The organism is Mycobacterium sp. (assembly GCF_035697385.1).
Lineage (GTDB): Bacteria > Actinomycetota > Actinomycetes > Mycobacteriales > Mycobacteriaceae > Mycobacterium.
This window is the reverse complement of sequence record NZ_DASSCY010000209.1, coordinates 35963-59648: the sequence shown is the minus strand read 5'-3', so window position 1 is coordinate 59648 and position 23686 is coordinate 35963. Positions and strand designations below refer to the sequence as shown.

The window sequence follows — 23686 nt, the reverse complement described above, 5'->3', positions numbered from 1 at the left end:
GGAGGCCCCGGCGGCGTCGAGCTCCTTCTTCAGCATCTCGGGAGCGTCGGGCCAGATCGAGTCGGAGTGCGGGTAGTCGCACTCCCAGGCGATGATGTCGATCCCGATCTCGTGGCGCAGCTTCAGCGAGGTCTTGTCGGTGACATAGCAGGCCAGCGAGTGCTCGCGGAACACGTCCGACGGTAGCTTGTCGCCGAAGTCGCGGCGCAGCCATTTCTGGTTGGTGTAGTGGCGGTCGCTGCGGTCCAGATAGAAAGGAATCCAACCGATTCCGCCCTCGGAGAAGGCGAACTTGAGGTCGGGGTAGTTGCGCATCGCCGGTCCCCACAACAGGTCCTGTGCACACATCGCCGATACCTGGGTGGCCAGGATGATCAGGTTGTCGATGGGCGCATCCTTGGCCATCGAGATCGCGCCGAAGCCCGTGCCGATGTGCAGGCACATCACCACGTTCTCCTCGGACAGCGTCCGGAATACCGGACCCCAGTACTCGTCGTCGTGGTAACTCGGAAGGCCTTCCAGGTGAGGCAATTCCGGCATGGTCACCGCGCGGCACCCCTTCGCGGCCACCCGGCGGATCTCCGCGCACATGGCTTCGGGATTCCACGTCGGCAGCACGGCGATGGGGATGAACCTATCCGGGTAGCTGCCCGCCCATTCGTCGATATGCCAGTCGTTGTAGGCCGACACCATGACCAGCGTGACCTCCTCGCGGTGCATGTTGAGGTGGCGCGCCGAGAAACCGGTAAAGGTCGGGAAGCACATCGACGCCAGGATCCCGTTGCGGTTCATATCGCGGACGCGTTCGTGGACGTCGTAGACCCCTGGCCGCATCTCGGCGAATCCGGCGGGGTCGCGGCCCCACTCTTCGGCAGGCCAGGACACCACCGCGTTGAGCCCGCTGACGCCCTGCGGCCGACCCTGGTACATCCACTGGTCGACGCCCTTGTCGTCGGTGACCACGATCGGCGCCTCGGCCTTGTACTTGGCCGGCACGTGGTTGAGGAACATGTCTGGCGGCTCCACAACGTGGTCGTCGATGCTCACCAGGATCAGGTCGTCTGGGGTCATACCCTTGCTCATAACCAAGTAGTACCGTCTAGCGGTGTGACCGTCTCTGCGCTTTCGGACAGAGTTTTAGCCCAATCGGCCAACCTGGACCGGACCGTAATCGAGCTGCGCCGCGGCGGGCGGGCCCTCGGCGGCAGCTACCTGTACGAGGGCGACGGGCTGATCACCGGCTGGCACTCGCACGAAGTGCACCAGATCGAGTACGCGATCGGCGGCGTGGTCGAGGTCGAGACGGCTTCGGCACACTACCTGTTGCCACCGCAGCAGGCGGCGTGGATCCCGGCCGGGCTCGAGCACCAGGCGACGATGAACCCCGACGTCCGGACGGTGGCCGTGATGTTCGACCGCGAGTTGGTGCCCGACGGTGGTGACCGGGCCCGCATCCTCGCGGTGTCGCCGTTGATCCGGGAGATGATGATCTACGCGCTGCGATGGCCGATCGACCGGCCCGACGGCGACGAGGTTTCCGACGCATTCTTCCGCACGTTGGCCAATCTGGTGTCCGAGGCGCTGGATCACGAAGCGCCACTGAGCCTTCCGACATCCGAGAACCCGATCGTGGCGGCGGCGATGGCGTACACGAAGGAGCACTTGGATTCGGTGACGGCCGCCGAGGTCAGCCGCGCGGTCTCGGTGTCGGAGCGCACGTTGCGACGGCTGTTTCAGGACACGCTCGGATTGTCTTGGCGGACATACCTATTGCATGCGCGAATGCTGCGGGCGATGGCACTGCTGGCGGCGCCGGGTCAGTCGGTGCAGGAGACCGCGACGGCGGTCGGTTTCGACAGCCTGAGTGCGTTCACCCGTGCCTTCACGCAGTTCTGCGAAGAGACACCGTCGACTTATCGCAAACGGCGGTCATGAGCTAACCGCTCCGTCATTGCCGGTTTGTCGAAACAGCCCCTCGCGCAACGTTGTATTGACGGAGTCTTGCCACCGTTCAAGGTGTTCCGGCGCCGTGAGGCGCCCTGGGAGATGCCGCTCGATATGTGTGCGCAAAATCATCGTGCCCAGAGCCAGGATGAGCGAGTTGATGGCTGCCCACGTCAGATCGACGTCGGGGCGCGTCTCGCCGCGTTCATCCCGTTGCTTCCACCGAGCGATCCCAAGGTCCATCAGGGTGTCGAAGATCGTCATCCCCAGCGGGCTGCCGTCGAGGAGCGCGCGCCCGACATAGTCCACGACGTCGGGGTGCTCGGAGACCATCCGGGTCACCCGGTTACCCATTTCGTCGAGCGAGTCTGCCGGCGGCTCGGGTATTGGCCCCGCTACCGCCGCGATCACCACAGCCATGGCATGGTCATCGACGGCTTTGACAAGGCCGGCCTTAGTCGCGAAATGGTGTTGCACCAACCCCACGGACACTCCGGCGGCAGCGGCGACCGTGCGTAGCGATGTCGCCGACGCCCCGTACGTGGCGAAGCACTTCAGCGCCGCGTCCCGGATCCGCTCGGTACTCGATAGCGCGATCGCGCCAATGCCATCTGCGAGCGGCTGCACGGCTGTCATTCAAACGCCCCGGGGAGGAGAAGTCACACCCGACACGTAGACAATACATCTGTATCGTGTGACCATACAGACGTATTGTCGGACAGCCCGCCGTCTGGTGTCGACAGCGATTTCGGGGAGGCCAACGCCGTTGCACAACGACGCACGACCAGCTGCACAGACACCACGTAGCGACGTGATTGCTCTATGCCCTGGCAATGGCGCCATGGCGCCCGATGAAGCGCCGCTTGGCGCGTGCACGCGCGACCCCGATCGGTGGACTCAGACCGCCGATGAGGGCGCCAAGGCAATATGCCGTGCCTGCCCGCGACGCTGGCGGTGCGCTCAAGAAGCCTGTGAAACGCCGGCCGCTGAGGGCATCTGGGCCGGCATTCTGATACCCGAGGCCGGTCGCGGCCGCCAATTCGCACTCAGGCAATTGCGGTCGCTCGCTGAGCGCAATGGCTTTCCGGTTCGACACCCACAGCGAGTTGTCGCGCAATCGCCTGCCGGCGGTTCGATCGCTAGCTGATCGCAGGCGCGGCCAAATACTCTGTGGCGGTGACTGCGCGTTTGGCGGGCCATGTCGCCGTGGTGACGGGCGGCGCGTTGGGCATCGGCGGCGGTATCAGCCGGCGCCTGGCTGCGTCCGGCGCGCATGTGGTGCTGGCTGACATCGACGAGAGAGCGGCCGCCCTAACGCGCGGTTCGATTGTTGGGGCCGGCGGAGCCTGCACGGTTGTCGTCGGCGATATCCGCGACCGCAATGTGGTGGCGGATGTGACGGAAACAGCTCTGGCCGTTGATGATTCGCGAGTAGACATTCTAGTCAACAACGTCGGCGATTTCCGGCCGGCCGCCAAGACATTTCTGCACAGCACCGAGGAGCATTGGCAGACGCTCTACGAGCTCAACCTCTTGCACGTCCTGCGCATGTGTCATGCGCTGTTGCCCGCGATGGTGCGTCGTGGCAGTGGCGCGATCGTGAACAACGCGACGGTCGAGGCGTTCCGCGGCATTCCGTATGCCGCCGCGTACGCGGCATTCAATGCAGGTGTCGTCGCGTTCACCCGCAGCCTGGCTGTCGACGTCGCGCAGCACGGCATCCGGGTCAACGCGATCGCGCCCGATCTCGCCGACACGCCACAGACGCCGGCGGAACTGATGCTGCGGGGCCGTGATCCCCGCCTGATCAGGACGTGGATACCGGCCGGCCGGTTCGGGCAGCCCGACGATTACGCGGCCGTCGTGGAGTTCCTGGCCTCCGATGACGCGCGGTTCGTGACCGGCCAGACGATTCCCGTCGATGGCGGCACGCTGGCGGCTTCCGGTTGGTATGCCCGCGCCGACGGCAAGGGCTGGACGAATATGCCCAACGAGGCCTAACTGATGTCTTGACCTTCGGGCGGAACTGTCGCCATCGCCTTGCGAATCGCGTCTATCCGCAGCGCCTCGTTCGCCGGATACGTGCCCTCGCCGGTGAGGGATTGCATTTCTGTGGCACCCGCGTGATGCAATCCGATCAGTTCCCACTGGCTATCGAAAACGGGACTGCCGGAGCTGCCGGGTTCGGTTGGCGACCGGTAGTGAAGGCGCGTGTCGTTCTTGGCAAGCATCAAGTTGTCCTGGAGTGAGAATTGCGGCTGTTCTAGACCCCTTGGATGACCAATCACATATGCGCGAGCATTCGTGATGTCCACCGGAAACCTGCCGGCCACCGGGATGGTTTCGACGTCGTGCGGACATCCGTCGAGTTCCAACACTGTCGTATCGAGGTGTGGCCGATTGGATGGCTCATGCCACCACTGCCGCACGACTTTGAACTGCTTGGGGCCCTGAGCATCCGATTCAAGGCCATGGAAGACCACTACGGCGTCGTATGGTTTGAGTCCCTCTGGGATGACATGACCATTGGTCACCAAGACCGTTGAAGGCAGCGACGGGTGAAGCGCACTGCCCGCGACCAGGAATCCGGTGCCGATTCCGTCCTCGTTGCGGTTTTCTATCCTGGCGACTGCCCTGCATCGCAGCAATCCCTTGCGGTACCAGGTCAGGGACTGATAGCGATCGAATCCCAAAACCTTTTCCAGCTGTTGGCTTTCGAGGCTCTTGATCCGGCGGCTTGCGACGTCCTGGATCTCGACGTCGACGCGGCCGCCCTCTCTTTCGAGAAGCGCCGAGCGCAGCACCGGCAGCAGCGCGTTCCCAAGCATCTGGGTCGTGTCCAATTCCCACACCTTGAGCAACTGGCGCAGAAACGACGCTATGGAGAACGCGTCGGTGACGGGATCTTTGACGAAGCCCGCGCCTCGGCTCACGGCCTTCTCGACTTCACCGAGGGCCACATGGGCCTCGCACGCTGTTGCATGCGCCCAGGGGTCGGCGTCATTTTCTGCCGGCAGAGCGTCGAGCACCTCTCTGGCGATCTCGCATGCTCGCTTCCCAGCGTCGGAAGTGCCTGGCACCGTTATCTTCTCGCGGTCGGCGCGCGCTAGGAGTGCGACCGCATTGATGCCGGGCCAACCCTTTTGGGGGTCGTTGCCGTACAACCCGAGATATGCATCGACTGACCTACGCAGATACTCGGCACGCCGCTTGGGCGCCGTGGTCGTCAGGAAGAGCTCTTTGTAGCATCGGCCGACGCCGCCGCGGGCTTCGTCGCGTTCACGCTCGGACGTGCTTCGGTCCGCGACCACGTCGGTGTAGATGCGCAGTGCGACGGCCGTCCTGTCCCGGTCTATCAAGGCCTGCGCGTATCGTCGCCAAATCGCAGGCGTGGCTGGCTTATTCGCGAGTGCCGCGTCCGCGACCAACATCAGTGAGGCGTACTGTCGACTCGCCCGAAGCAGATCAAGCACCTCGATGACGTCGTCCTGCGACACGGCCGTCGCGGCATGCAGTTGACGGGCGTACTCGCCAGCAAGTTGTGACAGCGAATTCCAGTCGAAACGTTGGGCCGCAGTTGTCATTCGATCGACGATGCCGTCCTCCGTCGATCGACCCTTCCCCCTGTCCGTCACGAGAGAACCTCCCGCATGAACACACGCAACGGAGCCTGCCCGAGGTACTTGCCAATACTGTGCCGCCAGGTGCCGGAGTTCGAAACGCCAACGTCTTCGACGCGGACGACGCCGCTGTGTCGATAGTGCTCGCCGATCACGCGATCGAGGAACCCACACACGGGGTCGAGACCGTCGGATACGTTGGTCCACCTGCCCCCGACGAGGCGCTGGGAGGGCCAGCCATCGTGAGATGTCCACGGCGGGGTGAGGCCATCGCGTACCTCCGAAATACCAAGCGGGCTACCAACTGTCAGGAGCGCATCCACCTCGGGAACCCCGTCGACAGCTGCGAGAGCGTCGTAGGCGATGACGCTGCCGAGGCTATGCCCAACTACAAGATGCGGTCGTCGATCAGCGGCGTCCTGCAGCTTCTCCAGCACTCGAGCCCGGACGTCAGTCCGGATCTTGTACGTCTCGCCCGGCCTGGGACTGAATTCGGCGTTGAAAAGGAAGTGGTGCACGTCCCGCAGGAGTGCTCGCATCAGCCGACGCTTGAGAGCCGGCGGTAGCGGAATGGCCTCGAGTTTGGAGCCCGGCACGATGGGGTCGGGTGCCACCTCGTCGGGCGTGGCGGTCACCTCAGCAAGCCCGAGTTTCTGGCCGAGCCCTTCGACAAACAGACGCTGATCCTCCGGAACGTCGTCGAGCCACGTCATGTCCGCGTCCTCTGGATCAACGGTTCTCTGCACTTCGAGCTCCGATGACTCCTGTCCCGTCCCGGCAGGAATTGGACTCGGATAGAGCAGGTCGGCCCAATACACCATCGACGACGTCACACCCATCGCGTCGAGGTCGAGGCCGTCGTCGTCGAACAACGCCACCCGCCAGTCGTTGAGGAGGTCCTCCGGCGCAGGCTTGTTGCCGATCCCATGGATGAATGTCACGTGCGGCATGGCTCCCCCACTTCGTCTCGACCGGGCCTCAAGCACCGCATCCCCTCGGCAGCCCGTTGCAATCGACCGATCCTGGTGTATCAGAAAGCGCTGGCCCATCACGTTGCTTCTGTAAAGACACCGCAAATGCCGATCGCGGGTCGCCATGCGCGCGGTGATCGGTCGGCCCTCTTAAGGTGTGGACATGGAAGATCCGACGCCCTGATGTCGACTGCGGACGGCCCAGCGATCATCCGGGTAACCAACGCTGGAGATCTCGACAGAGCATTACGCGACAACGCTGTTCAAACCGGACGCGCCGTGCTGGCATGCGTGGGCGGGGCGTCGGGAATCGATGATGGTGACCTCGCCGCGCTCGCTGAATTGCTGACGACTCACGTCATCCCCATGGTGGACAAATGTTCGGCCACGATTGTCGACGGCGGGACCGACTCCGGCATCATGCGCTTGATCGGCCAAGCACGATCGGCGACAGATAGGTCGTTCCAGTTGATCGGGGTAGTCGCCGCGGGCACCGTGCGCGTGCCGGACTCAGCCGAACCGCACATCGACGACGCAGCAGATATCGAGCCGAATCACACACACATCGTCGTGGTGCCTGGTGACTCATGGGGCGACGAGACGCCCTGGCTCTCCGCCGTTGCGGACAACATCGCGAGCGATATGCCGTCGGCCACGCTGGTGATCAACGGTGGCGCGATAACCCTCGACGATGCACTTGCGAGCGTGCTCGCACAACGGCCCGTGATTGTATTGGCGGACTCCGGCCGTGCGGCTGACGAGATCGCCGGCGCGCAGACAGGACAGAGCGCGCGAGAATCCGCGCAGGCGATCGCTGACTCGCCGCTGACAACCGTCGTATCGATGCGCGACCCGGCTCGCTTGATTGCCGCGATCACGGACGCACTAAACCCGTGACCTGGCACGACATAGTGCGGGCGGTGGGACTCGAACCCACACGCTCTCTCGAGCACGGGCACCTAAAGCCCGCATGCCTGCCAGTTACATCACGCCCGCGGCGTGCCGATCCTACCGCTTCGCTCGGCTACGAATCTGTCGGCGGCGCCGCATAGCGTGAGGCCATGCGGTCTGCGGAGCAGTTCGACGCCGCCAAGCGCCTGATGGCGGCGGGGCTGAACGATTGTGAGATTGCACGCAAATCGGTGTGCCACGAACGACCGTGCGCGACTGGCGCCGGCGACCGCCGATCAGATCGCGAGACCTGGGTGCGCCCTGCGGTGTATTACATGACTTCTCGCAGCTGCCCGCAGAGGCGTACTGCTACGTGCTCGGTATGTATCTCGGAGATGGTTCCGTGTCAAAGAGTCGCCGAGTCTGGCGGCTACGGATCACGCTCGATAAGAAATACCCGGCGATCATCGACCGGTGTCGTCAGGCGATCGAGGTCTTGATGCCTGGCCAGCGCACGGGGATAGTGCAGCGAGTCGGCTGCGTCGACGTCTCGCTATTTTCGAAGCACTGGCCATGCGTGCTTCCCCAGCATGGCCCCGGTATGAAGCACACGAGACGAATCGCACTCGAGCCGTGGCAGCAAGCGCTCGTCGACCAGGCCACCGAGGAGTTCATTCTTGGTTTGATCCACAGCGACGGTTGTCGCGTCGTCGCGAATGATCGCGGAGTCATGAGCATCCGCTATCACTTCTCCAACCGATCCGAAGACATCATCGGCCTGTTCACCGCCGCACTCGACGCCCTCGAAATCCCCTGGACACGGTCGACCAAGTACATCGTCTCCATCTACCGCAAGGCCGCGACCGCTCGCCTCGACACGTTCATCGGACCCAAGGATCGCGCGGTACCGTTAAATGGTGTCCACTACGCGGCGTAGGAGACCGGCGCTCATCGCTCTGGTGACCGTCGGCGCCGCTGGCTGCCTGGCCCTGGCCTGGTGGCAGTGGACCCGCTTCGAATCAGCATCGGGCGACTTCCAGAACCTCGGCTATGCCCTGCAATGGCCGCTGTTCGCGGGCTTCTGCGTGTACGCCTACTACAAGTTCGTCCGCTACGAAGAGGCCCCGCCAGAGCCGAAGCGTGACGCCGTCACCGAGATTCCGCAAGACCTCCTGCCTGAACGACCAACGGCCTCAACGCAATCCGACGATGATCCCACCTTGCGGGAGTACAACGCCTACCTCGCCGACCTGGCCAAGAAAGACAAGGAACAACCGACGCCATGACCGAAGCGCCGACTACCCCCATTGAGACCATCCGTAAGGCGCTGCTGGGCTATCGCGTGCTGGCGTGGACCACCGGCATCTGGCTCATCGCCCTCTGCTACGAGATGGTCATGAAGTACGCCTTCCACGATGACTCACTGGGCTGGATCGCGGTCGTCCACGGCTGGGTGTACTTCGTCTACCTGCTGTTCACCGCAAACCTCGCGGTCAAGGTGCGCTGGCCCATCGGCAAGACCATCGGCGTGCTGCTGGCCGGCACGATCCCGCTCGTGGGCATCATCGTCGAACAGGTCCAAACCAGCGACATCAAGCAGCGGTTCAATCTCTAGTGTCGTGAGTTGGTCAGCGCGGACCACTATGCAAAGTGCCAACCTCGCAGCGACAATCACGGTGTTGCAGAAAAGCTCGGCCCAAACTGAGCGTGTGCGCGAGAGTTTCGCGAAACCCCGCGCATATCTTCAGATTCGAGCCGCCAGCTCCCGCAGCGCCGGCAGCAGCGCCGCCAATGCGCGGCCGCGATGTGAAACGGCGTCCTTCTCGGAAGGGCTCAACTCCGCGGCGGTCCGCGTAGAGCCCGAAGGCAGGAAGACGGGGTCGTAGCCGAACCCGCCGTCGCCGCGCGGCTCTCGCACGATGCTGCCGGGCCACTCCCCGCGGACCACGGTTTCTCCGTGCGCGTCGCCCGCCCCGTACACCAACGCAACCGCCGATACGAACGCCGCACCGCGCCGCTCATCCGGGACGTCGCCCATCTGAGCCAACAGCAGCGAGGTATTGCCAGAGTCGTCACCATGCCGACCCGACCAGCGCGCCGACAACACTCCCGGCATGCCGTTGAGGGCATCCACTTCCAGCCCGGAGTCGTCGGCCACCGACGCCAATCCCGTTGCGGCATAAGCGTCGCGCGCCTTCGCCAGCGCGTTCTCCTCGAACGTCGCGCCGGTCTCGGGCGCCTCGTCGAACGCGGGGACGTCATCCAGCGACAGCAGCGTCAAGCCCGACACCCCTGCCGCGTCGAGCACTCTTCGAAGTTCGGCCAGCTTCTTGCGGTTGCGGCTGGCGACAAGCAGCTCGGTCAGCTTCCGAACGCCTTCTTCGCCGGCTCCGCCGATTCCGGCAGTACACCCGGATACGGCAACTCCAACGCCTCGCGCTGAATCACGAAAATCTGCTCACACGCCGCCATCGCGGCGTCGAGCATCTTGTCCAATGTCGAGCGCGGGAACGTCGCGCCTTCCCCAGTTCCCTGGATCTCGACCAACGTCCCGGTATCGGTTGCGACGACGTTCATGTCCACCTCGGCGCGAGCGTCCTCCGTGTACGGCAGGTCGACGCGGATGCGACCGTCGACCACGCCGACACTGACCGCCGCGATCGCACACGACAGCGGCCGTGGATCGCTCAGCCGACCCGCCGCTGCCAGGTACGTCACCGCGTCGGCCAGCGCCACATACGCACCCGTGATGGCCGCGGTGCGGGTGCCACCGTCGGCCTGCAGCACGTCGCAGTCAATCGCAATGGTGTTCTCCCCCAGCGCCGCCAGGTCGATGCACGCCCGCAGTGACCGCCCGACCAGCCGACTGATCTCTTGGGTGCGGCCGCCGACGCGGCCCTTGACCGACTCACGGTCGGACCGGTCGTGGGTGGCGGCGGGCAGCATCGCGTACTCGGCCGTGAGCCAGCCCTGACCCGAGCCCTTACGCCAACGCGGCACACCCTCCGTGACGCTGGCGGTGCACATGACCCGCGTCTGGCCGAACTCCACGAGCACCGAACCGGCTGGATGGTTAGTGAAGCCCCGGGTGATGCGCACCGGACGCAACTCGTCGTCGAGCCGGCCGTCTTCTCGTCTGGACACGCGCCAACACTATCCGGTTGGTCCGACGGTGCTCAGGACCGCGTGACGTCAAATGCTTCGCCGCAGACGACGGCGTGCACCGGCCCGTCGAACTCGGCCTTCGCCTCACTGATGACGTCCTCACGGGCCGTCCACGGCGGAATGTGGGTCAGCAGCAGTTCGCCCACCCCGGCCTGGGCCGCGGCGCGACCGGCCTCGGTGCCCGACAGGTGCAGGTTGGGTGGCCGCGACTCCGAATGTGTCCACGACGCCTCGCACAGGAAGACGTCGGCGCCACGGGCGAGGTCGATCAGCATGTCGCAGTATCCGGTGTCACCGCTGTAGACCAGCGTCGCGCCGGACGGATCGGTGATCCGCATGCCGTAGGACTCAGTCGGGTGGCAGACCAGCCGCGGGCACACCGACAGCGAACCGATTTGCACGGGCTCGTTGTCGACCCAGTGCCGGATGTCGAAGATGTCGGAGAAGTCGTCGATCTCCCCACCCTCGGGCGACGACGCCGCACCCAGCCGCGCCCATGTGTTCGCCGGCCCGTACATCACGCCGCGCTCCTTGGCCGGTGACGGATGGTATCGCCGCCACACGAACAGGCCGGGCAGGTCGAGGCAATGGTCGGCGTGCAGATGTGAGAGCAGTACGTGTACTGAGTTCGGATCGGCGTGACGCTGCAATGCGCCCAGCACGCCGCCGCCGAAATCGACCACCAACGGTGGCGTGTCCGGGGCGGTGACAAGGTAGCCAGAAGCAGGCGAATCAGGCCCGACAACACTGCCGGAGCACCCCAGTACGGTGATTCGCACGCCCATTAGCTTGCCATGCCCGCTATCCGCGTGACGAAAACATCGACGCAATTCGCGACGCGAATCATCCTCGCGCGCCAACGTGACGTTGAACAGGTCGAACGCCATCGAGTGTCGGGCCAAGGAAACGAGCCGCAAGTGTGGTGAACGCCTCAGGATCACCCGTCGACTCGAACAGCCGGCGGGCGGGCGGAGAGTCGTGCGGACGCAGCACGTCGAGCTCGGTGAGCACTCGTAGCAAGTCCTTTGCGGTTTCTTCGGCACTGGACACCAAACTGACGTGCTCGCCCATTGCCAGTTGGATCAGTCCGGACAGCATCGGATAGTGGGTGCAGCCCAGCACCAGCGTGTCGACTTCGGCTCGCTGCAATGGCTCGAGGTACCCCTCGGCAAGCCCGAGCACCTGGCGGCCACTGGTGACGCCACGCTCGACGAAGTCGACGAATCGCGGGCAGGCCACACCGATCACCTCGGTGTCGCGGGCGGCCGCGAACGCGTCCTGATACGCGCCGGAGGAGATGGTCGCGGCGGTCCCGATGACGCCTATGCGCCCGTTGCGGGTCGCGGCGACCGCGCGGCGCACGGCAGGCAGGATCACTTCGATAACCGGCACCGGTGCGTATCGCTCGCGCGCGTCGCGAAGGCACGCCGACGATGCCGTGTTGCACGCGATCACCAAAGCCTTCACGCCCCGCTCGACCAGATCGTCACCGATCGCGAGCGCGTGGGCACGGATCTCCGGAATGGTCAGCGGCCCGTATGGACCGTTGGCGGTGTCGCCGACGTAGATGATGTCCTCGTCGGGCAGTTGATCGATGATTGCCCGCGCAACGGTCAAGCCACCGACGCCGGAATCGAAGATGCCGACGGGCGCCTGTGCTTGTCTGCTCTCCCCCTGCGCTACGCGCGGGAGGTGCCCCCACGCGCGAGCGCTCGTCGGCGGGGAGTTCACGGAGTCAGATATGGGTTGGCCGCTTTGCGTTTACGTGCCTCACGCGCTTTACGTTCGGGCCCGGACAGCAGGTACGCGGCAAGCACGCCGCCGATGGCCCCGCACAGGTGGCCCTGCCACGACACCCCCGGAGTGCCGGGCAGCACGCCGAGCAGGACGCTGCCGTAGACGAACAGCACGACAACGCCGACGACGATCTCCCACACCTTGCGGGTGAAGAACCCGAACACGATCAGGAACGCCAGCCAGCCGAAGATGAGGCCCGACGCGCCGATGTGGTTGGTCTCGCAGCGCACCCCGACGTAGGGGCACTGCGCGCCGACGTTGCCGATCAGCCACGTCCCGAACCCACCAACGATCCAGACGATCGCGGTGGCGAAGATGAACCGCGACATCCCGGCCAGCGTCATCAGGAAGCCGAGGATGAGCGCCGGAACGGTGTTGGCGATCAGGTGATCCCAGTTCGAATGCAGCAGCGGCGCGACGACGATGCCGAGCAGCCCGTCGGACTCCAGCGGCCGGATGCCGTTGTCGTCGAGGCGGTGGTTGGACAGCGAGTCGAACAGCTCGATGACCCACAGCAGTACGACGAAGCTGACGATCGTGACGCCGCCGACGATCCACGCCGGCCGCTTCTTCGGCTCCGGCGCGGGCGTGGCGGGATATCCCAACGGTCCGGTCATCGAATCTCCTTCGGCTTAGAAGATTGTATTTCAATCCGAGAGGGAGCCGATCCCAGAGGCACGCACGTGCCAAGCAGGGAATGTCGGTGATGGTGGTTAGGGTGCGGATATGTCGCGGTTCCGGCTATGCCCTACTCCTGACCAGGAGGCGGCACTGTCAGCGCATTGCCGGGATGCGCGGTATGTGTGGAATTTGGCGGTCGAGCAGCAGCAGCATTGGCGGCCGGGCCTTAAAGCGCCCGGCTATGTGGAGCAGTGCGCGCAGTTGACGGAAGCGCGCGCTGAGTACGGGTGGCTTCGGGCTGGGAGTCACACGGTGCAGCAGCAGGCATTGCGGGATTTTGCGCAGGCGATGCGGAACTTCTTCGCCGGCACGCACCGCCGTCCGAAATGGCGTAAAGCCGGTGTGCATGAAGGGTTTCGGCAGGTTGCGGTGAAACCGCATCACGTGGAGCGGCTGAACCGACACTGCGGCCGGGTCTGGGTGCCCAAGGTCGGGTGGGTGCGATTTCGCCTGTCGCGGCCGGTGCCCGAGCGTGTGAAGTCCTATCGGGTTACCCGTGATCGGGCCGGCCGCTGGCATATCGCCTTCGCGCATATCCCGGACCCGATCTGCGGTCCGGGCGACCGCAGCGTGGTCGGCGTCGACCGCGGTGTCGCTGTATCGGCCGCGCTGTCGACCGGCGAACTGCTGCACGTACCCGCCGTGACCCCGGGCGAGGCGAAGCGATTGAGGGTGTTGCAGCAGCGGCTCGCGCGCTGCCAGCGTGGCTCCAACCGCCGCGAAAAGACGAAACGGGCACTCGCGAAGTTGAAGTCCCGCGACAAGGATCGGCGCAAGGACTGGGTTGAGAAAACCACCACGGATTTGGCGCGCCGGTTCGACGTGATCAGGGTAGAAGCCCTCGACGTGCGGGCGATGACCCGCTCCGCGCGCGGCACCTCCGAACACCCAGGCGTCCAAGTCGCCCAGAAGCGTGGGCTCAACCGCGCAATTAGCCGCAGCGGCTGGGGTCAACTGATCGCGCGCTTGCAGCACAAGGCTTCCGGCCGGGTCGAGCAGATCCCGCCTGGGTACACGTCGCAACGATGCTCCGCATGCGGGCACGTCGCACCCGGGAACCGCAAGAGCCAAGCGGTCTTCGAGTGCGAAGCCTGCACTGCTGGTCGGTGCAACGCCGACGTCAACGCTGCACGCAATATCGCCGCCGGGCGGGCGGTGTCAGCACGGGGAGACCTCGCCGGTGGGCGGTCTGCGAACCGTGAACCTCAAGGCTCCACTCCCGCCGCGTAAAGCGTGGGATGGGGATTGGAATCCTAGGACTTCAACCCAAGGAGGACGTCAAGCCCATAGCTGCCCTTCCAATGCGTCTTCGGCATCATCCAGGCTACCGGCGTACGCACCGGTCGACAGATACTTCCAACCGGCGTCGGCGACGACGAACGCGATGTCGGCGCGCTCCCCCGCCTTCACCGCTTTTGCCGCCATGCCGAGTGCGGCGTGCAGCACCGCACCGGTCGAGATCCCCGCGAAGATGCCTTCGACTTGGACCAGTTCACGTGTGCGCTTGACCGCGTCGTACGAGCCGACGGAGAAGCGGGTGGTCAGCACGTCGGGGTCATACAGCTCGGGAATGAAGCCCTCGTCGATGTTGCGCAGCGCGTAGACACCCTCGCCGTAACGGGGTTCGGCGGCGACGATCGCAACGTCGGGCACCTGCTGGCGCAGAAACCGCCCGGTTCCCATCAGCGTGCCGGTGGTGCCCAAACCGGCGACGAAATGGGTGATTTCGGGGAGGTCGGCCAGCAGCTCGGGACCGGTGCCCTCGTAGTGCGACAAGGTATTGGCCTCGTTGCCGTACTGGTACAGCATCACCCACGAAGGGTTTTGGGCCGCAAGCTCTTTCGCGTGCGCAACCGCGGTGTTCGACCCGCCCTCGGCAGGCGAGTAGATGATCTTCGCGCCGTACAGCTCGAGCAGTTGACGTCGTTCGATCGAGGTGTTCTCCGGCATCACGCAGATCATCTTGTAGCCCTTGAGCAGCGCCGCCATCGCCAACGAAATGCCGGTGTTGCCGCTCGTCGGCTCCAGAATCGTCGCGCCCGGCTGCAACAGGCCCCGTCGTTCGGCGTCCTCGATCATCCGCAACGCGGGCCGGTCCTTGATGGAACCGGTGGGATTGCGGTCCTCGAGCTTGGCCCACAGCCGCACATGCGGAGCGTCATCCCAGCGTGGCGACAGCCGCTGCAGGCCGACCAGCGGAGTATTGCCCAGCGCTTGGAGCAGCGAGTCGTACCGGGTCACCGCGAGGCCCCGGTGGGATAGCTATGCCACTGCCCGCCTACGAGCGACTCTGTCGCTATCGCGACTTTGTCGCTGTGAGGCGGGCACTCAGACACGTGCCCCGGAGAGCGCTTGGGAGTCACGGCGCTAGCCGCCTGCGACGGCGGGCAGGATCGTCACCGAGTCTCCGTCGGAGATCTCGGTGTCCAACCCGCCGGAGAACCGCACGTCCTCGTCGTTGACGTAGATGTTGACGAAGCGCTGCAACTTGCCGTTGTCGACGAGGCGCGAGGAGATGCCGGAGTAGTTCGACTCGAGGTCACTGATGACAGCCTGCAACGTGTCGCCGGTGGCGGTGACACGTTTCTCGCCACCGGTGTGGGTGCGCAGGATCGTGGGGATGGAGACAGAAACTGACATAGGACGGCCTTTCTAGTACTGCTCAACGATTTTGACGGGCTCCTCGGTCACGACGCCGTCGACGATGCGGTAGCTGCGCAGCTCGTGCTCGTCGGGGTCACGGGTCGACACCAGCACGTAATGGGCTTCGGGTTCGGACGCGTAGGAGATGTCGGTGCGGCTGGGATACGCCTCGGTTGCGGTGTGCGAGTGGTAGATGACGACGGGCACCTCGTCGGCGTCGTCCATCGCGCGCCATACCTTGAGTTGCTCACCGGAGTCGAAGCGGTAGAACGTCGGGGAGCGTTCGGCGTTGAGCATCGCGATGAACCGCTCCGGACGGTCGGACCCCTCGGGGCCTGCGATCACCCCGCACGCCTCGTCGGGGTGGTCGGCGCGCGCATGGGCGACCATGGAGTCGACCAGGTCGGCTCTAATCACCAGCACGGACGTCTACCTCTCATTCGAACGCTCCGGGCAACATGTCCCGGTATGTCGGTATTCCGGCGACTGCCTCGGCCGCCAGGATGCCGACGAGCACCGCTTGAGCCAGGCAGTCCGCCGCTGCCGCCCCGACCGCGGTGATCAGCGCGGTCTCCGGCGACATCGATGCCGGTGTCGTCGGGTCCGGCGCCACCTCGATGGCGCCGGTGGCCAGCGCAAACACCGTATCGCCATCCAGTGGGGTGTGGCACGGCCGGATGGTGCGCGCGAGGCCGTCGTGCGCGGCGATGGCGACGCGGCGGCAGCCGGCCGGGCTCAGCGCCGCGTCGGTGGCGACCACCGCGATGGTCGTGTTCAGCGGGCTCAGCTCGGTGTGCCGGTCGGCGTACGCTGCGATCTGCTCGGCGGGCGGCGGCCTGAGTCCGAACTCCGCGATCTGGTACGCCAGCCAAGGCAGGCCGGTGGCCGGGTCGACGGCATCCCCTGCGGCGTTGACGACCACCAACGCCCCGACGGTCACGCCGGAGTCAAGCATCACCGACGCCGTGCCGACCCCGCCCTTGAGGACGCCGACCCTGGCTCCCGTCCCGGCGCCCACGGTGCCGAGCCCCACGTCGGTCCCGGCGCCTTCGGCGGCGGCGTAGCCGAACTCCGGCGTCGGCCGGCATTGCCATCCGCCAACCGGCAGATCGAAGACCACAGCGGCGGGCACGATCGGCACGACGCCGCCCTCCATCGCCACACCGCGGGCCTTGCCCTCGAGCCAGCTCATCACCCCGTCGGCCGTTGCCAACCCGTAGGCGCTGCCGCCGCTGAGCACCACAGCGTCGACGTGGCGCACGGAGTTGATGGGATCCAGCAGGTCGGTTTCCCGCGTGCCGGGGGCACCGCCCCTGCCGTCGACGGCGCCAACAGTGCCCGGCGGGGTCAAGACGACGGTCGTGCCGGTGGCCCAGCCGGACCCGAGCGTCACGTCGGGATCGAGCCGATGGTGATGTCCGACGAGAATCCCGCTGACGTCGGTGATGGCATTCATGATTTGCCCATCAAGCCGAGGACGAGATACTCCTGCAGCACCGTCAGCCACTGGTACACGTCCAGGTGTCCGGCCATCGGATCGTCGGCAGGCAACGCGTCGGGCCCGTTCGGCCCCACGTCAAGCATCGTGCCCAACGCCAACCGGACGTCGTTGACCGCCGCGGCCCACTGGTGGGCGTCGGCCTCGTTGAGCTCGAACTTGCCGCCGCCGTCCGGCAGGGTGTCGAGTACCCGTTGCGCCGCTTGACGTTTCGCGTCGATGATCTCGGGCTCGTGCAGGCTACGTAATGCACTGTTGAGGCTTTCGGCAGTACCGGAGCCGGCAGGGTGATCGGTCTGCGACCGGAAGAAGTCCGGCAACAGCCGCTTCATCGTGTCGTCCTGCGGAGGCTGTGAGTTACCGGTGTGAATCCCGGTTATCGCCTCGAGTTCGTCAGCGGGAGAAGAGGATTCGCGTTCTTCAAGCATCCCGAGCATCGATTGAACCAGGCTTGAAAGCAGCGCCGCCTCGTGTGAGGCTAGCGAGGACCGGAACCGCGGGCCGTCGGCGGTGTCGACCCGCTTCCACTTACGCACGTCTTCTTCAGCGGTCCTGCTGCATGGTCGCCCACAGGCCGGCGGCATGGAGCTTGGTCACGTCGACCTCCATGGACTCACGGCTGCCGGCCGACACCACGGCCTTGCCTTCGTTGTGCACCTGCAGCATGAGCTTGGTCGCGTGCGGCTCGCTGTAACCGAACAGCTTCTGGAAGACGTACGTCACGTATGTCATGAGGTTGACGGGGTCGTCCCAGACGAGCGTTATCCACGGGGTTTCCGTGGCGTCCGCGGTAGCAACGCCCCGCTCCTCGCGAGTTCCCGGTCGGGCCTTCGCCGGCGTAACCATGTTCTTCAGGATAGCGGGGGCCGACATGGCGGTTCGAACTACTACGGTTGCGGTGTGGCTTCGGCATCTCCGGCGTTACTCACCGACAAATACGAGTTGACGATGCTCGCCGCCGCATTGCGTGACGGCACCGCGCACCGGCAGACCTCGTTCGAGTTGTTCGCGCGCCGACTGCCGGACGGGCGTCGCTACGGCGTCGTCGCAGGCACTGCACGATTCGTGGAAACCTTGGCGCAGTTCAGGTTCGACGACACCGCACTTGCCTCGCTTGCGGATTTTCTGGACCAAGAGACGCTCGCGTACCTCGCCGACTACCAGTTCCGCGGCGACGTCGACGGGTACGCAGAAGGCGAGCTGTACTTCCCCGGCTCGCCGGTGCTGTCCGTGCACGGCACATTCGGCGAATGCGTGGTGCTGGAAACGCTGGCGCTGTCGATCCTCAACCACGACACGGCGATCGCATCCGCCGCCGCGCGCATGGTCAGCGCGGCCGAAGGCCGCCCGCTGATCGAAATGGGCTCGAGGCGCACCCACGAACAAGCCGCCGTCGCCTCCGCGCGCGCCGCCTACCTCGCCGGGTTCGCCGGATCGTCGAATCTCGAGGCGCAACGCCGCTACGGCGTGCCGGCCCTTGGCACCAGCGCACACGCGTTCACGCTCGTGCACACCACGGAAAACGGCCCTGACGAGAGGGCGGCGTTCAAGGCCCAGATCGAGGCGCTCGGTGTGGACACCACGCTGCTGGTCGACACCTACGACATCACCCAGGGCGTCGCCAATGCCGTCGAGGTGGCCGGACCCGAACTCGGTGCCGTTCGCATCGACTCCGGCGACCTCGGCGTGATGGCGCGCCAGGTCCGCGAACAGCTCGACGGCCTTGGCGCCACCAAGACCCGCATCGTGGTGTCCGGCGATCTCGACGAGTTCGCGCTTGCCGCGCTGGCCGCCGCACCGGTGGACAGCTACGGCGTCGGCACGTCGGTGGTCACCGGCTCCGGCGCCCCGACTGCCAGCATGGTTTACAAGCTCGTCGAGGTGGACGGCATGCCGGTGGAGAAACGCAGCACCCACAAGGAGTCCCACGGCGGCCGCAAACAGGCGCTGCGCCTCGCCAAGGAGACCGGCACCATCGTCGAGGAGGTCGTCTATCCGTTCGGCCGGCCGCCGCAGCAATCCGACTTGGTGGATCGACCGCTGACCGTCGAACTGGTCCGTGGCGGCGAACCGGTCGCCGACCTCGACATCGACGCGGCACGCAAGCGTGTTGCTGCGGGTCTGCACTGCCTGCCGTGGGACGGCCTCAAGCTGTCTCGCGGTGAACCGGCCATTCCCACCCGCATGATTCCGCCCGAGGGGTAGCCACGGGCGAGTCAGGGAAAGTCACCGAACTGCTGGCCAAGGCGGTCACCGCGCTGGGCGGCTCGGAGCGCCGCGGCCAGATCGAGATGGCCGAGGCGGTGGCGCATGCGTTCGACAGCGGCGAGCACCTCGCGGTGCAGGCGGGCACCGGGACCGGAAAGTCGCTGGCCTACCTGGTGCCTGCGATCGCGCGTGCAGTCGCCACGAACGAACCGGTGGTCGTGTCGACCGCGACCATCGCCCTGCAACGCCAGCTCGTCGACCGGGACCTTCCCCGGCTCGCCGACTCACTTGCCGACGAGCTGCCCCGTCGACCCGAGTTCGCGTTGTTGAAAGGACGCGGAAATTACCTGTGCCTGAACAAGATTCACAACGGCGCCGCAACAACCGAGCCCGATGAGCTGTCACAGGAAGAACTCTTCGAGCCGGTCGCCGCGACGGCGCTGGGCCGCGACGTGCAGCGGCTCATCACCTGGTCGTCGGAGACCGAGTCCGGTGACCGCGACGAGCTGAAGCCCGGCGTGCCGGACCGGTCGTGGTCGCAGGTCAGCGTCTCGGCCAGGGAATGCATCGGCGTCGCGCGCTGCCCGTTCGGCACCGACTGCTTTGCGGAAAAGGCCCGCGACAAGGCCGGCCATGCGGACGTGATTGTCACCAACCACGCCCTGCTCGCCATCGACGCGGTATCCGATGCCGCTGTGCTGCCCGAACACGAACTGCTCGTGGTCGACGAGGCACACGAGCTTGTGGACCGGGTGACCGGTGTGGCGACCGCCGAGCTGTCCGCGACATCGCTTGGCGTCGCTCATCGACGCGCCGCGCGGCTGGTCGACCCCGAACTCGCTCAGCGGCTGGAGGCCGCCACGGCGACGCTGTCGTCGGCAATCCACGACGCCACCCCCGGACGCATCGACGCGCTCGACGACGAATTGACCACCTACCTGACCGCACTGCGCGACGCCGCCAGCCGGGCCCGATCGACGATCGACACGTCGCCCAGCGATCCGAAGGCGGCCTCGGCGCGCGCCGAGGCGGTCACGGCGTTGAGCGACCTCGCTGACACGGCGACCCGCATTCTCGCGTCGTTCGTCCCCGCCATCCCTGATCGCACGGACGTGGTGTGGCTCGACCATGAGGACAACCGCGGCAGCGTACGCGCGGTGCTGCGGGTGGCGCCGCTGTCGGTGTCAGGGTTGTTGCGCGGCAGGCTGTTTGAACGGTCGACGACAGTGCTCACGTCGGCCACACTGACCATCGGTGGCACCTTCGATGCGATGGCCTCCGCGTGGGGTCTGGCCGGCGACGACGACAAGGTCGCCTGGCGCGGTATCGATGTCGGCTCCCCGTTCGAGCACGCGAAGTCCGGGATCCTCTACGTCGCCGCGCATCTGCCGCCGCCGGGACGCGACGGCACCGGCTCCGCCGAACAGCTCAACGAGATAGCCGCGTTGATCACCGCGGCGGGTGGGCGCACGTTGGGCCTGTTCTCGTCCATGCGGGCGGCCAAGGCCGCCGCCGAGATCATGCGTGAACGCCTCGACACGCCCGTGCTGTGCCAGGGCGAGGACACCACCTCGGCGTTGGTCCAGCGGTTCGCCGACGACGCCGAGACGTCGCTGTTCGGCACGCTGTCGCTCTGGCAGGGCGTCGACGTGCCTGGCCCGTCGCTGTCGCTGGTGCTCATCGACCGCATCCCCTTCCCGCGTCCCGACGATCCGCTCCTGACCGCCCGTCAGCGCGCGGTTGCCGCGCGCGGCGGCAACGGGTTCATGGCGATCGCCGCAAGTCACGCCGCCCTGCTGCTGGCGCAGGGTGCCGGGCGGCTACTGCGTCGAATGGATGACCGTGGCGTCGTCGCGGTGCTCGACTCTCGAATGGCCACCGCCCGCTACGGCGGCTATCTGCGGGCATCGCTGCCGCCGTTCTGGGCGACGACGGACCCGGTGCGGGTGCGCGGCGCACTCGAACGCCTCCGCGCAGGCGACTGAATTATCTATCCTGTCAGCGAATCCCCGTGCGCGCCGCCTCCGGCTCGCTGGCAGAATCGAAAGGCGGCGCAAATGGGCCGACACCACCTGGTAGGCGCGGTGGTCGCCGCCTGCTCGGCGCTGCTGCTCGCGGGCTGCACGACAACCCTTCAGGGCAACGCCGTTTCGGTGTTCGACGATCCGTTTCGGGTCGCGGGAATGCCCGCCACTGACGGCCCTACCGGCCTGCGTGACGACGCGGCCGAGCCAACCCGCGACGTCGAAGGCACCGACGGCGGCGACATCGACGAACTGGCCGGCCAGGCCATCAGCGACGTCGAGGAGTTCTGGGAAGGCGCATACAGCGAGACGTTCGACGGCGAATTCGTCCCAGTCGAGGCGCTGATCTCCTGGGATGCCAACGGATTTGACGGGGTGTTCTGCGACACGGACACCTATGGGCTCGTCAACGCGGCGTTCTGCTACGACGACGAGACTATCGGCTGGGACCGCGGCGAGTTGCTGCCCGCGCTGCGAGATGCCAACGGCGACATGGGCGTCGCGATGGTGCTCGCCCACGAATACGGCCACGCCATTCAGCGCAAGGCCGGGTTGACCAAGAAGAACACGCCGACTCTGGTTGCCGAACAACAGGCCGACTGCTTTGCGGGGGCATACATGCGGTGGGTCGCCGAGGACAAGTCGCCGCGTTTCACCCTCAACACCGGTGAAGGCCTCAACAACGTGCTGGCCGCCGTGATCGCGTTCCGCGATCCGCTGCTGAACGCCGACGATCCCGAGGTCGGCGTTGACGAGCATGGGTCTGCCTTCGAGCGGCTCTCAGCGTTCCAATTCGGTTTCACGGACGGCCCGTCGGCATGTGCGTCCATCGATATGCGAGAGATCGGCCAGCGCCGCGGCGATCTGCCCGTACTGCTGCCCGAGGATCAGACCGGCGAGTGGGAAGTCACCGAGGAATCGGTACGGACGATCGTCGATGCGATGGGCATCCTGTTCGAGCCCGCCAACCCGCCGGAGCTGAGCTTCGACGCCTCGCAGGACTGCCCGGACGCGCGGCCGAGCCCACCTGCGTCGTATTGCCCGGCGACCAACACCATCGTCGTCGACTTGGATGAGCTGGCGGAGATGGGCGCCCTGGCCGACGATGAGGAGGCCGGAGGTCTGGCCATCGGCGACAACACCGCCTACTCGGTGCTGGTGTCGCGCTACATGCAGGCGATCCAGCATGAGCACGGCGGCGTGGTGCTCGACAACGCCGAGGCAGCGCTGCGCACGGCGTGTCTCACCGGTGTGGCCACCACCAAGATGTCGAAGGACATCACCACACCCGACGGCAACACCATCGCGCTGACCGCTGGCGACGTCGACGAAGCCGTGTCGGGAATTCTCACCAATGGCCTGGTCGCCAGCGACGTCAACGGCGAATCGGTGCCGTCGGGCTTCTCCAGGATCGACGCGTTCCGCGTCGGGGTCCTCGGGGATACGGACCGCTGCTTCAAGCGCTTCCCGTAGTCGGCACCCTGCGCCGAAATAGAATTCCCGGCTGCTCGACGCGCCGTTTAGCGACCCGGAATTCTATTTCGGCGCCGGCCTTAGACCTTCTTGGTCACGCCGTACCACGCCACGATCGCGTCGGAGACATCCGTCGAGCGCGTCAAGAACGCATACGAGCGGATGAACGACTCGCCGACGCAGCCGTCGATCTTGATGCGGAAGCCGCTGATCATCACCCAGGGATCGGAGCCCTTGAACTCCTTCTTGGTCACCGGAACGAAGTTGATGATCCCTGGCTTGAGACCCACGGTCACACCACCGCCGAGGTTTCCCCCTATCCCTGGCAGGATTCCCTCAGGGACGGGCGAAATGATGTCGGTGCCGATGATTCCGATCGACGGGTTGATTCCCATGGTTCCGGTCAGTGACACGCCATTTGAGGTGCTCATGTCGATACCGCAGCCGATCTGATACCCGACTTCGAGCGTGCCTTGCGGTGGCTCGGATTCCTCCGGACCGGTCATCGATCCGTTGAAGATGCCACCGACCTCGTACTCGCGCGTCGAAATCGCCGTCGTCAACGGGGCAATCGAGGTTTGCTTTTCGTCCTTGGCCGACAAGGTGAGTGTCCAGCTATCCGGCGACGTCGTGACTGCCGGCGGCGAGGACTCCACGGCGCCCTCCGGTGGCGGCGGGGCGGCTTCGGCCGGCGGCGCCTCGGCGGCCACGGGCTCTACCCCGGGCTCGGGCTCGGCCCAGGCCGGACCGATATTCACACCTGTCATCAAC

General features: G+C 65.8%; 27 protein-coding genes and 1 tRNA gene. 11 read left to right on the top strand and 17 right to left on the bottom strand.

Annotated features, from left to right (window positions below; genetic code table 11):
- A partial coding sequence (locus VFH65_RS17625; RefSeq protein ID WP_353323177.1) for an amidohydrolase family protein occupies nucleotides 1-1071 on the bottom strand: 1071 nt, incomplete at its 3' end.
- A gap of 36 nt (nucleotides 1072-1107) precedes the next feature.
- On the opposite strand from VFH65_RS17625, the gene VFH65_RS17620 reads away from it, so the two are divergent.
- On the top strand, nucleotides 1108-1935 hold the full coding sequence (locus VFH65_RS17620) for an AraC family transcriptional regulator (RefSeq protein ID WP_353323167.1): 828 nt from the start codon (nucleotides 1108-1110) through the stop codon (nucleotides 1933-1935).
- Here VFH65_RS17620 and VFH65_RS17615 read toward each other — a convergent pair.
- On the bottom strand, nucleotides 1930-2580 hold the full coding sequence (locus tag VFH65_RS17615; RefSeq protein ID WP_353323166.1) for a TetR/AcrR family transcriptional regulator: 651 nt from the start codon (nucleotides 2578-2580) through the stop codon (nucleotides 1930-1932). The two genes, VFH65_RS17620 and VFH65_RS17615, sit on opposite strands and share 6 nt — an antisense overlap.
- A gap of 205 nt (nucleotides 2581-2785) precedes the next feature.
- On the opposite strand from VFH65_RS17615, the gene VFH65_RS17610 reads away from it, so the two are divergent.
- Entirely contained in the window at nucleotides 2786-3091 is a 306-nt protein-coding gene (locus tag VFH65_RS17610) for a WhiB family transcriptional regulator (protein WP_353323164.1), read from the top strand.
- 29 nt (nucleotides 3092-3120) lie between these two features.
- Nucleotides 3121-3945, top strand: coding sequence for an SDR family NAD(P)-dependent oxidoreductase (locus tag VFH65_RS17605; protein ID WP_353323163.1), 825 nt, complete (start codon nucleotides 3121-3123; stop codon nucleotides 3943-3945).
- Here VFH65_RS17605 and VFH65_RS17600 read toward each other — a convergent pair.
- Both VFH65_RS17600 and VFH65_RS17595 read right to left on the bottom strand, forming a co-directional pair.
- Nucleotides 3942-5528: a serine protease gene (locus VFH65_RS17600; RefSeq protein WP_353323161.1), complete on the bottom strand. Its 1587-nt coding sequence runs from the start codon at nucleotides 5526-5528 to the stop codon at nucleotides 3942-3944. The genes VFH65_RS17605 and VFH65_RS17600 overlap by 4 nt on opposite strands.
- Before the next feature lie 47 nt (nucleotides 5529-5575).
- Nucleotides 5576-6514, bottom strand: coding sequence for a hypothetical protein (locus VFH65_RS17595; protein WP_353323160.1), 939 nt, complete (start codon nucleotides 6512-6514; stop codon nucleotides 5576-5578).
- A gap of 204 nt (nucleotides 6515-6718) precedes the next feature.
- Here VFH65_RS17595 and VFH65_RS17590 point away from each other — a divergent pair, with 204 nt between their 5' ends.
- The gene (locus tag VFH65_RS17590) at nucleotides 6719-7432 is read left to right on the top strand and encodes a hypothetical protein (RefSeq protein WP_353323158.1); all 714 of its coding nucleotides are present in this window, start codon (nucleotides 6719-6721) and stop codon (nucleotides 7430-7432) included.
- Between the two features lie 15 nt (nucleotides 7433-7447).
- Here VFH65_RS17590 and VFH65_RS17585 read toward each other — a convergent pair.
- Nucleotides 7448-7531: transfer RNA gene (locus tag VFH65_RS17585), tRNA-Leu, on the bottom strand.
- A gap of 496 nt (nucleotides 7532-8027) precedes the next feature.
- Here VFH65_RS17585 and VFH65_RS17580 point away from each other — a divergent pair.
- The 3 genes from VFH65_RS17580 to VFH65_RS17570 are packed head-to-tail and all read left to right on the top strand — an operon-like array spanning nucleotide 8028 to nucleotide 9041.
- Nucleotides 8028-8363 carry a hypothetical protein gene (locus tag VFH65_RS17580; RefSeq protein WP_353323156.1) on the top strand — a complete coding sequence of 112 codons (336 nt, stop codon included), beginning with the start codon at nucleotides 8028-8030 and terminating at the stop codon, nucleotides 8361-8363.
- On the top strand, nucleotides 8344-8712 hold the full coding sequence (locus VFH65_RS17575) for a hypothetical protein (RefSeq protein ID WP_353323155.1): 369 nt from the start codon (nucleotides 8344-8346) through the stop codon (nucleotides 8710-8712). The genes VFH65_RS17580 and VFH65_RS17575 overlap by 20 nt, the downstream gene beginning before the upstream one ends.
- A complete protein-coding gene (locus VFH65_RS17570; protein WP_353323153.1) occupies nucleotides 8709-9041 on the top strand; it encodes a DUF3817 domain-containing protein in 333 nt (110 codons plus the stop codon). Before VFH65_RS17575 ends, VFH65_RS17570 begins: the two co-directional genes overlap by 4 nt.
- Before the next feature lie 129 nt (nucleotides 9042-9170).
- On the opposite strand, the gene rdgB is transcribed toward VFH65_RS17570, so the two are convergent.
- The 5 genes from rdgB to VFH65_RS17545 all read right to left on the bottom strand — a co-directional run bounded on the left by rdgB (nucleotide 9171) and on the right by VFH65_RS17545 (nucleotide 13005).
- A complete protein-coding gene (gene rdgB / locus VFH65_RS17565) occupies nucleotides 9171-9791 on the bottom strand; it encodes an RdgB/HAM1 family non-canonical purine NTP pyrophosphatase (protein ID WP_414688441.1) in 621 nt (206 codons plus the stop codon).
- Nucleotides 9788-10570, bottom strand: coding sequence for a ribonuclease PH (rph, locus tag VFH65_RS17560; RefSeq protein ID WP_353323152.1), 783 nt, complete (start codon nucleotides 10568-10570; stop codon nucleotides 9788-9790). Before rph ends, rdgB begins: the two co-directional genes overlap by 4 nt.
- Before the next feature lie 32 nt (nucleotides 10571-10602).
- Entirely contained in the window at nucleotides 10603-11376 is a 774-nt protein-coding gene (locus VFH65_RS17555; RefSeq protein ID WP_353323151.1) for a cyclic nucleotide-degrading phosphodiesterase, read from the bottom strand.
- Nucleotides 11377-11434: 58 nt separating this feature from the next.
- Nucleotides 11435-12232 (bottom strand): glutamate racemase, encoded by a 798-nt coding sequence (gene murI, locus VFH65_RS17550; protein ID WP_353323173.1) that lies wholly within the window; start codon nucleotides 12230-12232, stop codon nucleotides 11435-11437.
- 86 nt (nucleotides 12233-12318) lie between these two features.
- Nucleotides 12319-13005, bottom strand: a complete 687-nt coding sequence (locus tag VFH65_RS17545; protein WP_353323150.1) for a rhomboid family intramembrane serine protease — start codon at nucleotides 13003-13005, stop codon at nucleotides 12319-12321.
- A gap of 109 nt (nucleotides 13006-13114) precedes the next feature.
- On the opposite strand from VFH65_RS17545, the gene VFH65_RS17540 reads away from it, so the two are divergent.
- Nucleotides 13115-14299 carry an RNA-guided endonuclease InsQ/TnpB family protein gene (locus tag VFH65_RS17540; protein WP_353323148.1) on the top strand — a complete coding sequence of 395 codons (1185 nt, stop codon included), beginning with the start codon at nucleotides 13115-13117 and terminating at the stop codon, nucleotides 14297-14299.
- A 48-nt stretch (nucleotides 14300-14347) separates the two neighbouring features.
- Here the strand turns inward: VFH65_RS17540 and VFH65_RS17535 are convergent, their stop codons facing one another.
- The 6 genes from VFH65_RS17535 to clpS form a co-directional block, all read right to left on the bottom strand.
- Nucleotides 14348-15310, bottom strand: a complete 963-nt coding sequence (locus VFH65_RS17535; RefSeq protein WP_353323146.1) for a cysteine synthase — start codon at nucleotides 15308-15310, stop codon at nucleotides 14348-14350.
- 126 nt (nucleotides 15311-15436) lie between these two features.
- Nucleotides 15437-15709 (bottom strand): MoaD/ThiS family protein, encoded by a 273-nt coding sequence (locus VFH65_RS17530; protein ID WP_353323145.1) that lies wholly within the window; start codon nucleotides 15707-15709, stop codon nucleotides 15437-15439.
- A 12-nt stretch (nucleotides 15710-15721) separates the two neighbouring features.
- Nucleotides 15722-16135, bottom strand: a complete 414-nt coding sequence (locus VFH65_RS17525) for a M67 family metallopeptidase (protein ID WP_353323144.1) — start codon at nucleotides 16133-16135, stop codon at nucleotides 15722-15724.
- A gap of 13 nt (nucleotides 16136-16148) precedes the next feature.
- Nucleotides 16149-17168 carry a P1 family peptidase gene (locus VFH65_RS17520; protein WP_353323142.1) on the bottom strand — a complete coding sequence of 340 codons (1020 nt, stop codon included), beginning with the start codon at nucleotides 17166-17168 and terminating at the stop codon, nucleotides 16149-16151.
- Nucleotides 17165-17746: a DUF2017 domain-containing protein gene (locus VFH65_RS17515; protein ID WP_353323140.1), complete on the bottom strand. Its 582-nt coding sequence runs from the start codon at nucleotides 17744-17746 to the stop codon at nucleotides 17165-17167. Before VFH65_RS17515 ends, VFH65_RS17520 begins: the two co-directional genes overlap by 4 nt.
- Before the next feature lie 7 nt (nucleotides 17747-17753).
- Complete coding sequence (clpS, locus tag VFH65_RS17510; protein WP_353323138.1) at nucleotides 17754-18056, bottom strand: ATP-dependent Clp protease adapter ClpS; 303 nt, start codon at nucleotides 18054-18056, stop codon at nucleotides 17754-17756.
- Nucleotides 18057-18110: 54 nt separating this feature from the next.
- Here clpS and VFH65_RS17505 point away from each other — a divergent pair, with 54 nt between their 5' ends.
- The 3 genes from VFH65_RS17505 (at nucleotide 18111) to VFH65_RS17495 (ending at nucleotide 22915) form a co-directional block, all read left to right on the top strand.
- Entirely contained in the window at nucleotides 18111-19415 is a 1305-nt protein-coding gene (locus VFH65_RS17505; protein ID WP_353323136.1) for a nicotinate phosphoribosyltransferase, read from the top strand.
- 29 nt (nucleotides 19416-19444) lie between these two features.
- Nucleotides 19445-21403 (top strand): ATP-dependent DNA helicase, encoded by a 1959-nt coding sequence (locus VFH65_RS17500; protein ID WP_353323171.1) that lies wholly within the window; start codon nucleotides 19445-19447, stop codon nucleotides 21401-21403.
- Nucleotides 21404-21475: 72 nt separating this feature from the next.
- Nucleotides 21476-22915, top strand: a complete 1440-nt coding sequence (locus tag VFH65_RS17495; protein ID WP_353323134.1) for a neutral zinc metallopeptidase — start codon at nucleotides 21476-21478, stop codon at nucleotides 22913-22915.
- Nucleotides 22916-22995: 80 nt separating this feature from the next.
- On the opposite strand, the gene VFH65_RS17490 is transcribed toward VFH65_RS17495, so the two are convergent.
- Nucleotides 22996-23682 (bottom strand): MspA family porin, encoded by a 687-nt coding sequence (locus VFH65_RS17490; RefSeq protein ID WP_353323169.1) that lies wholly within the window; start codon nucleotides 23680-23682, stop codon nucleotides 22996-22998.
- Nucleotides 23683-23686: the final 4 nt, after the last annotated feature.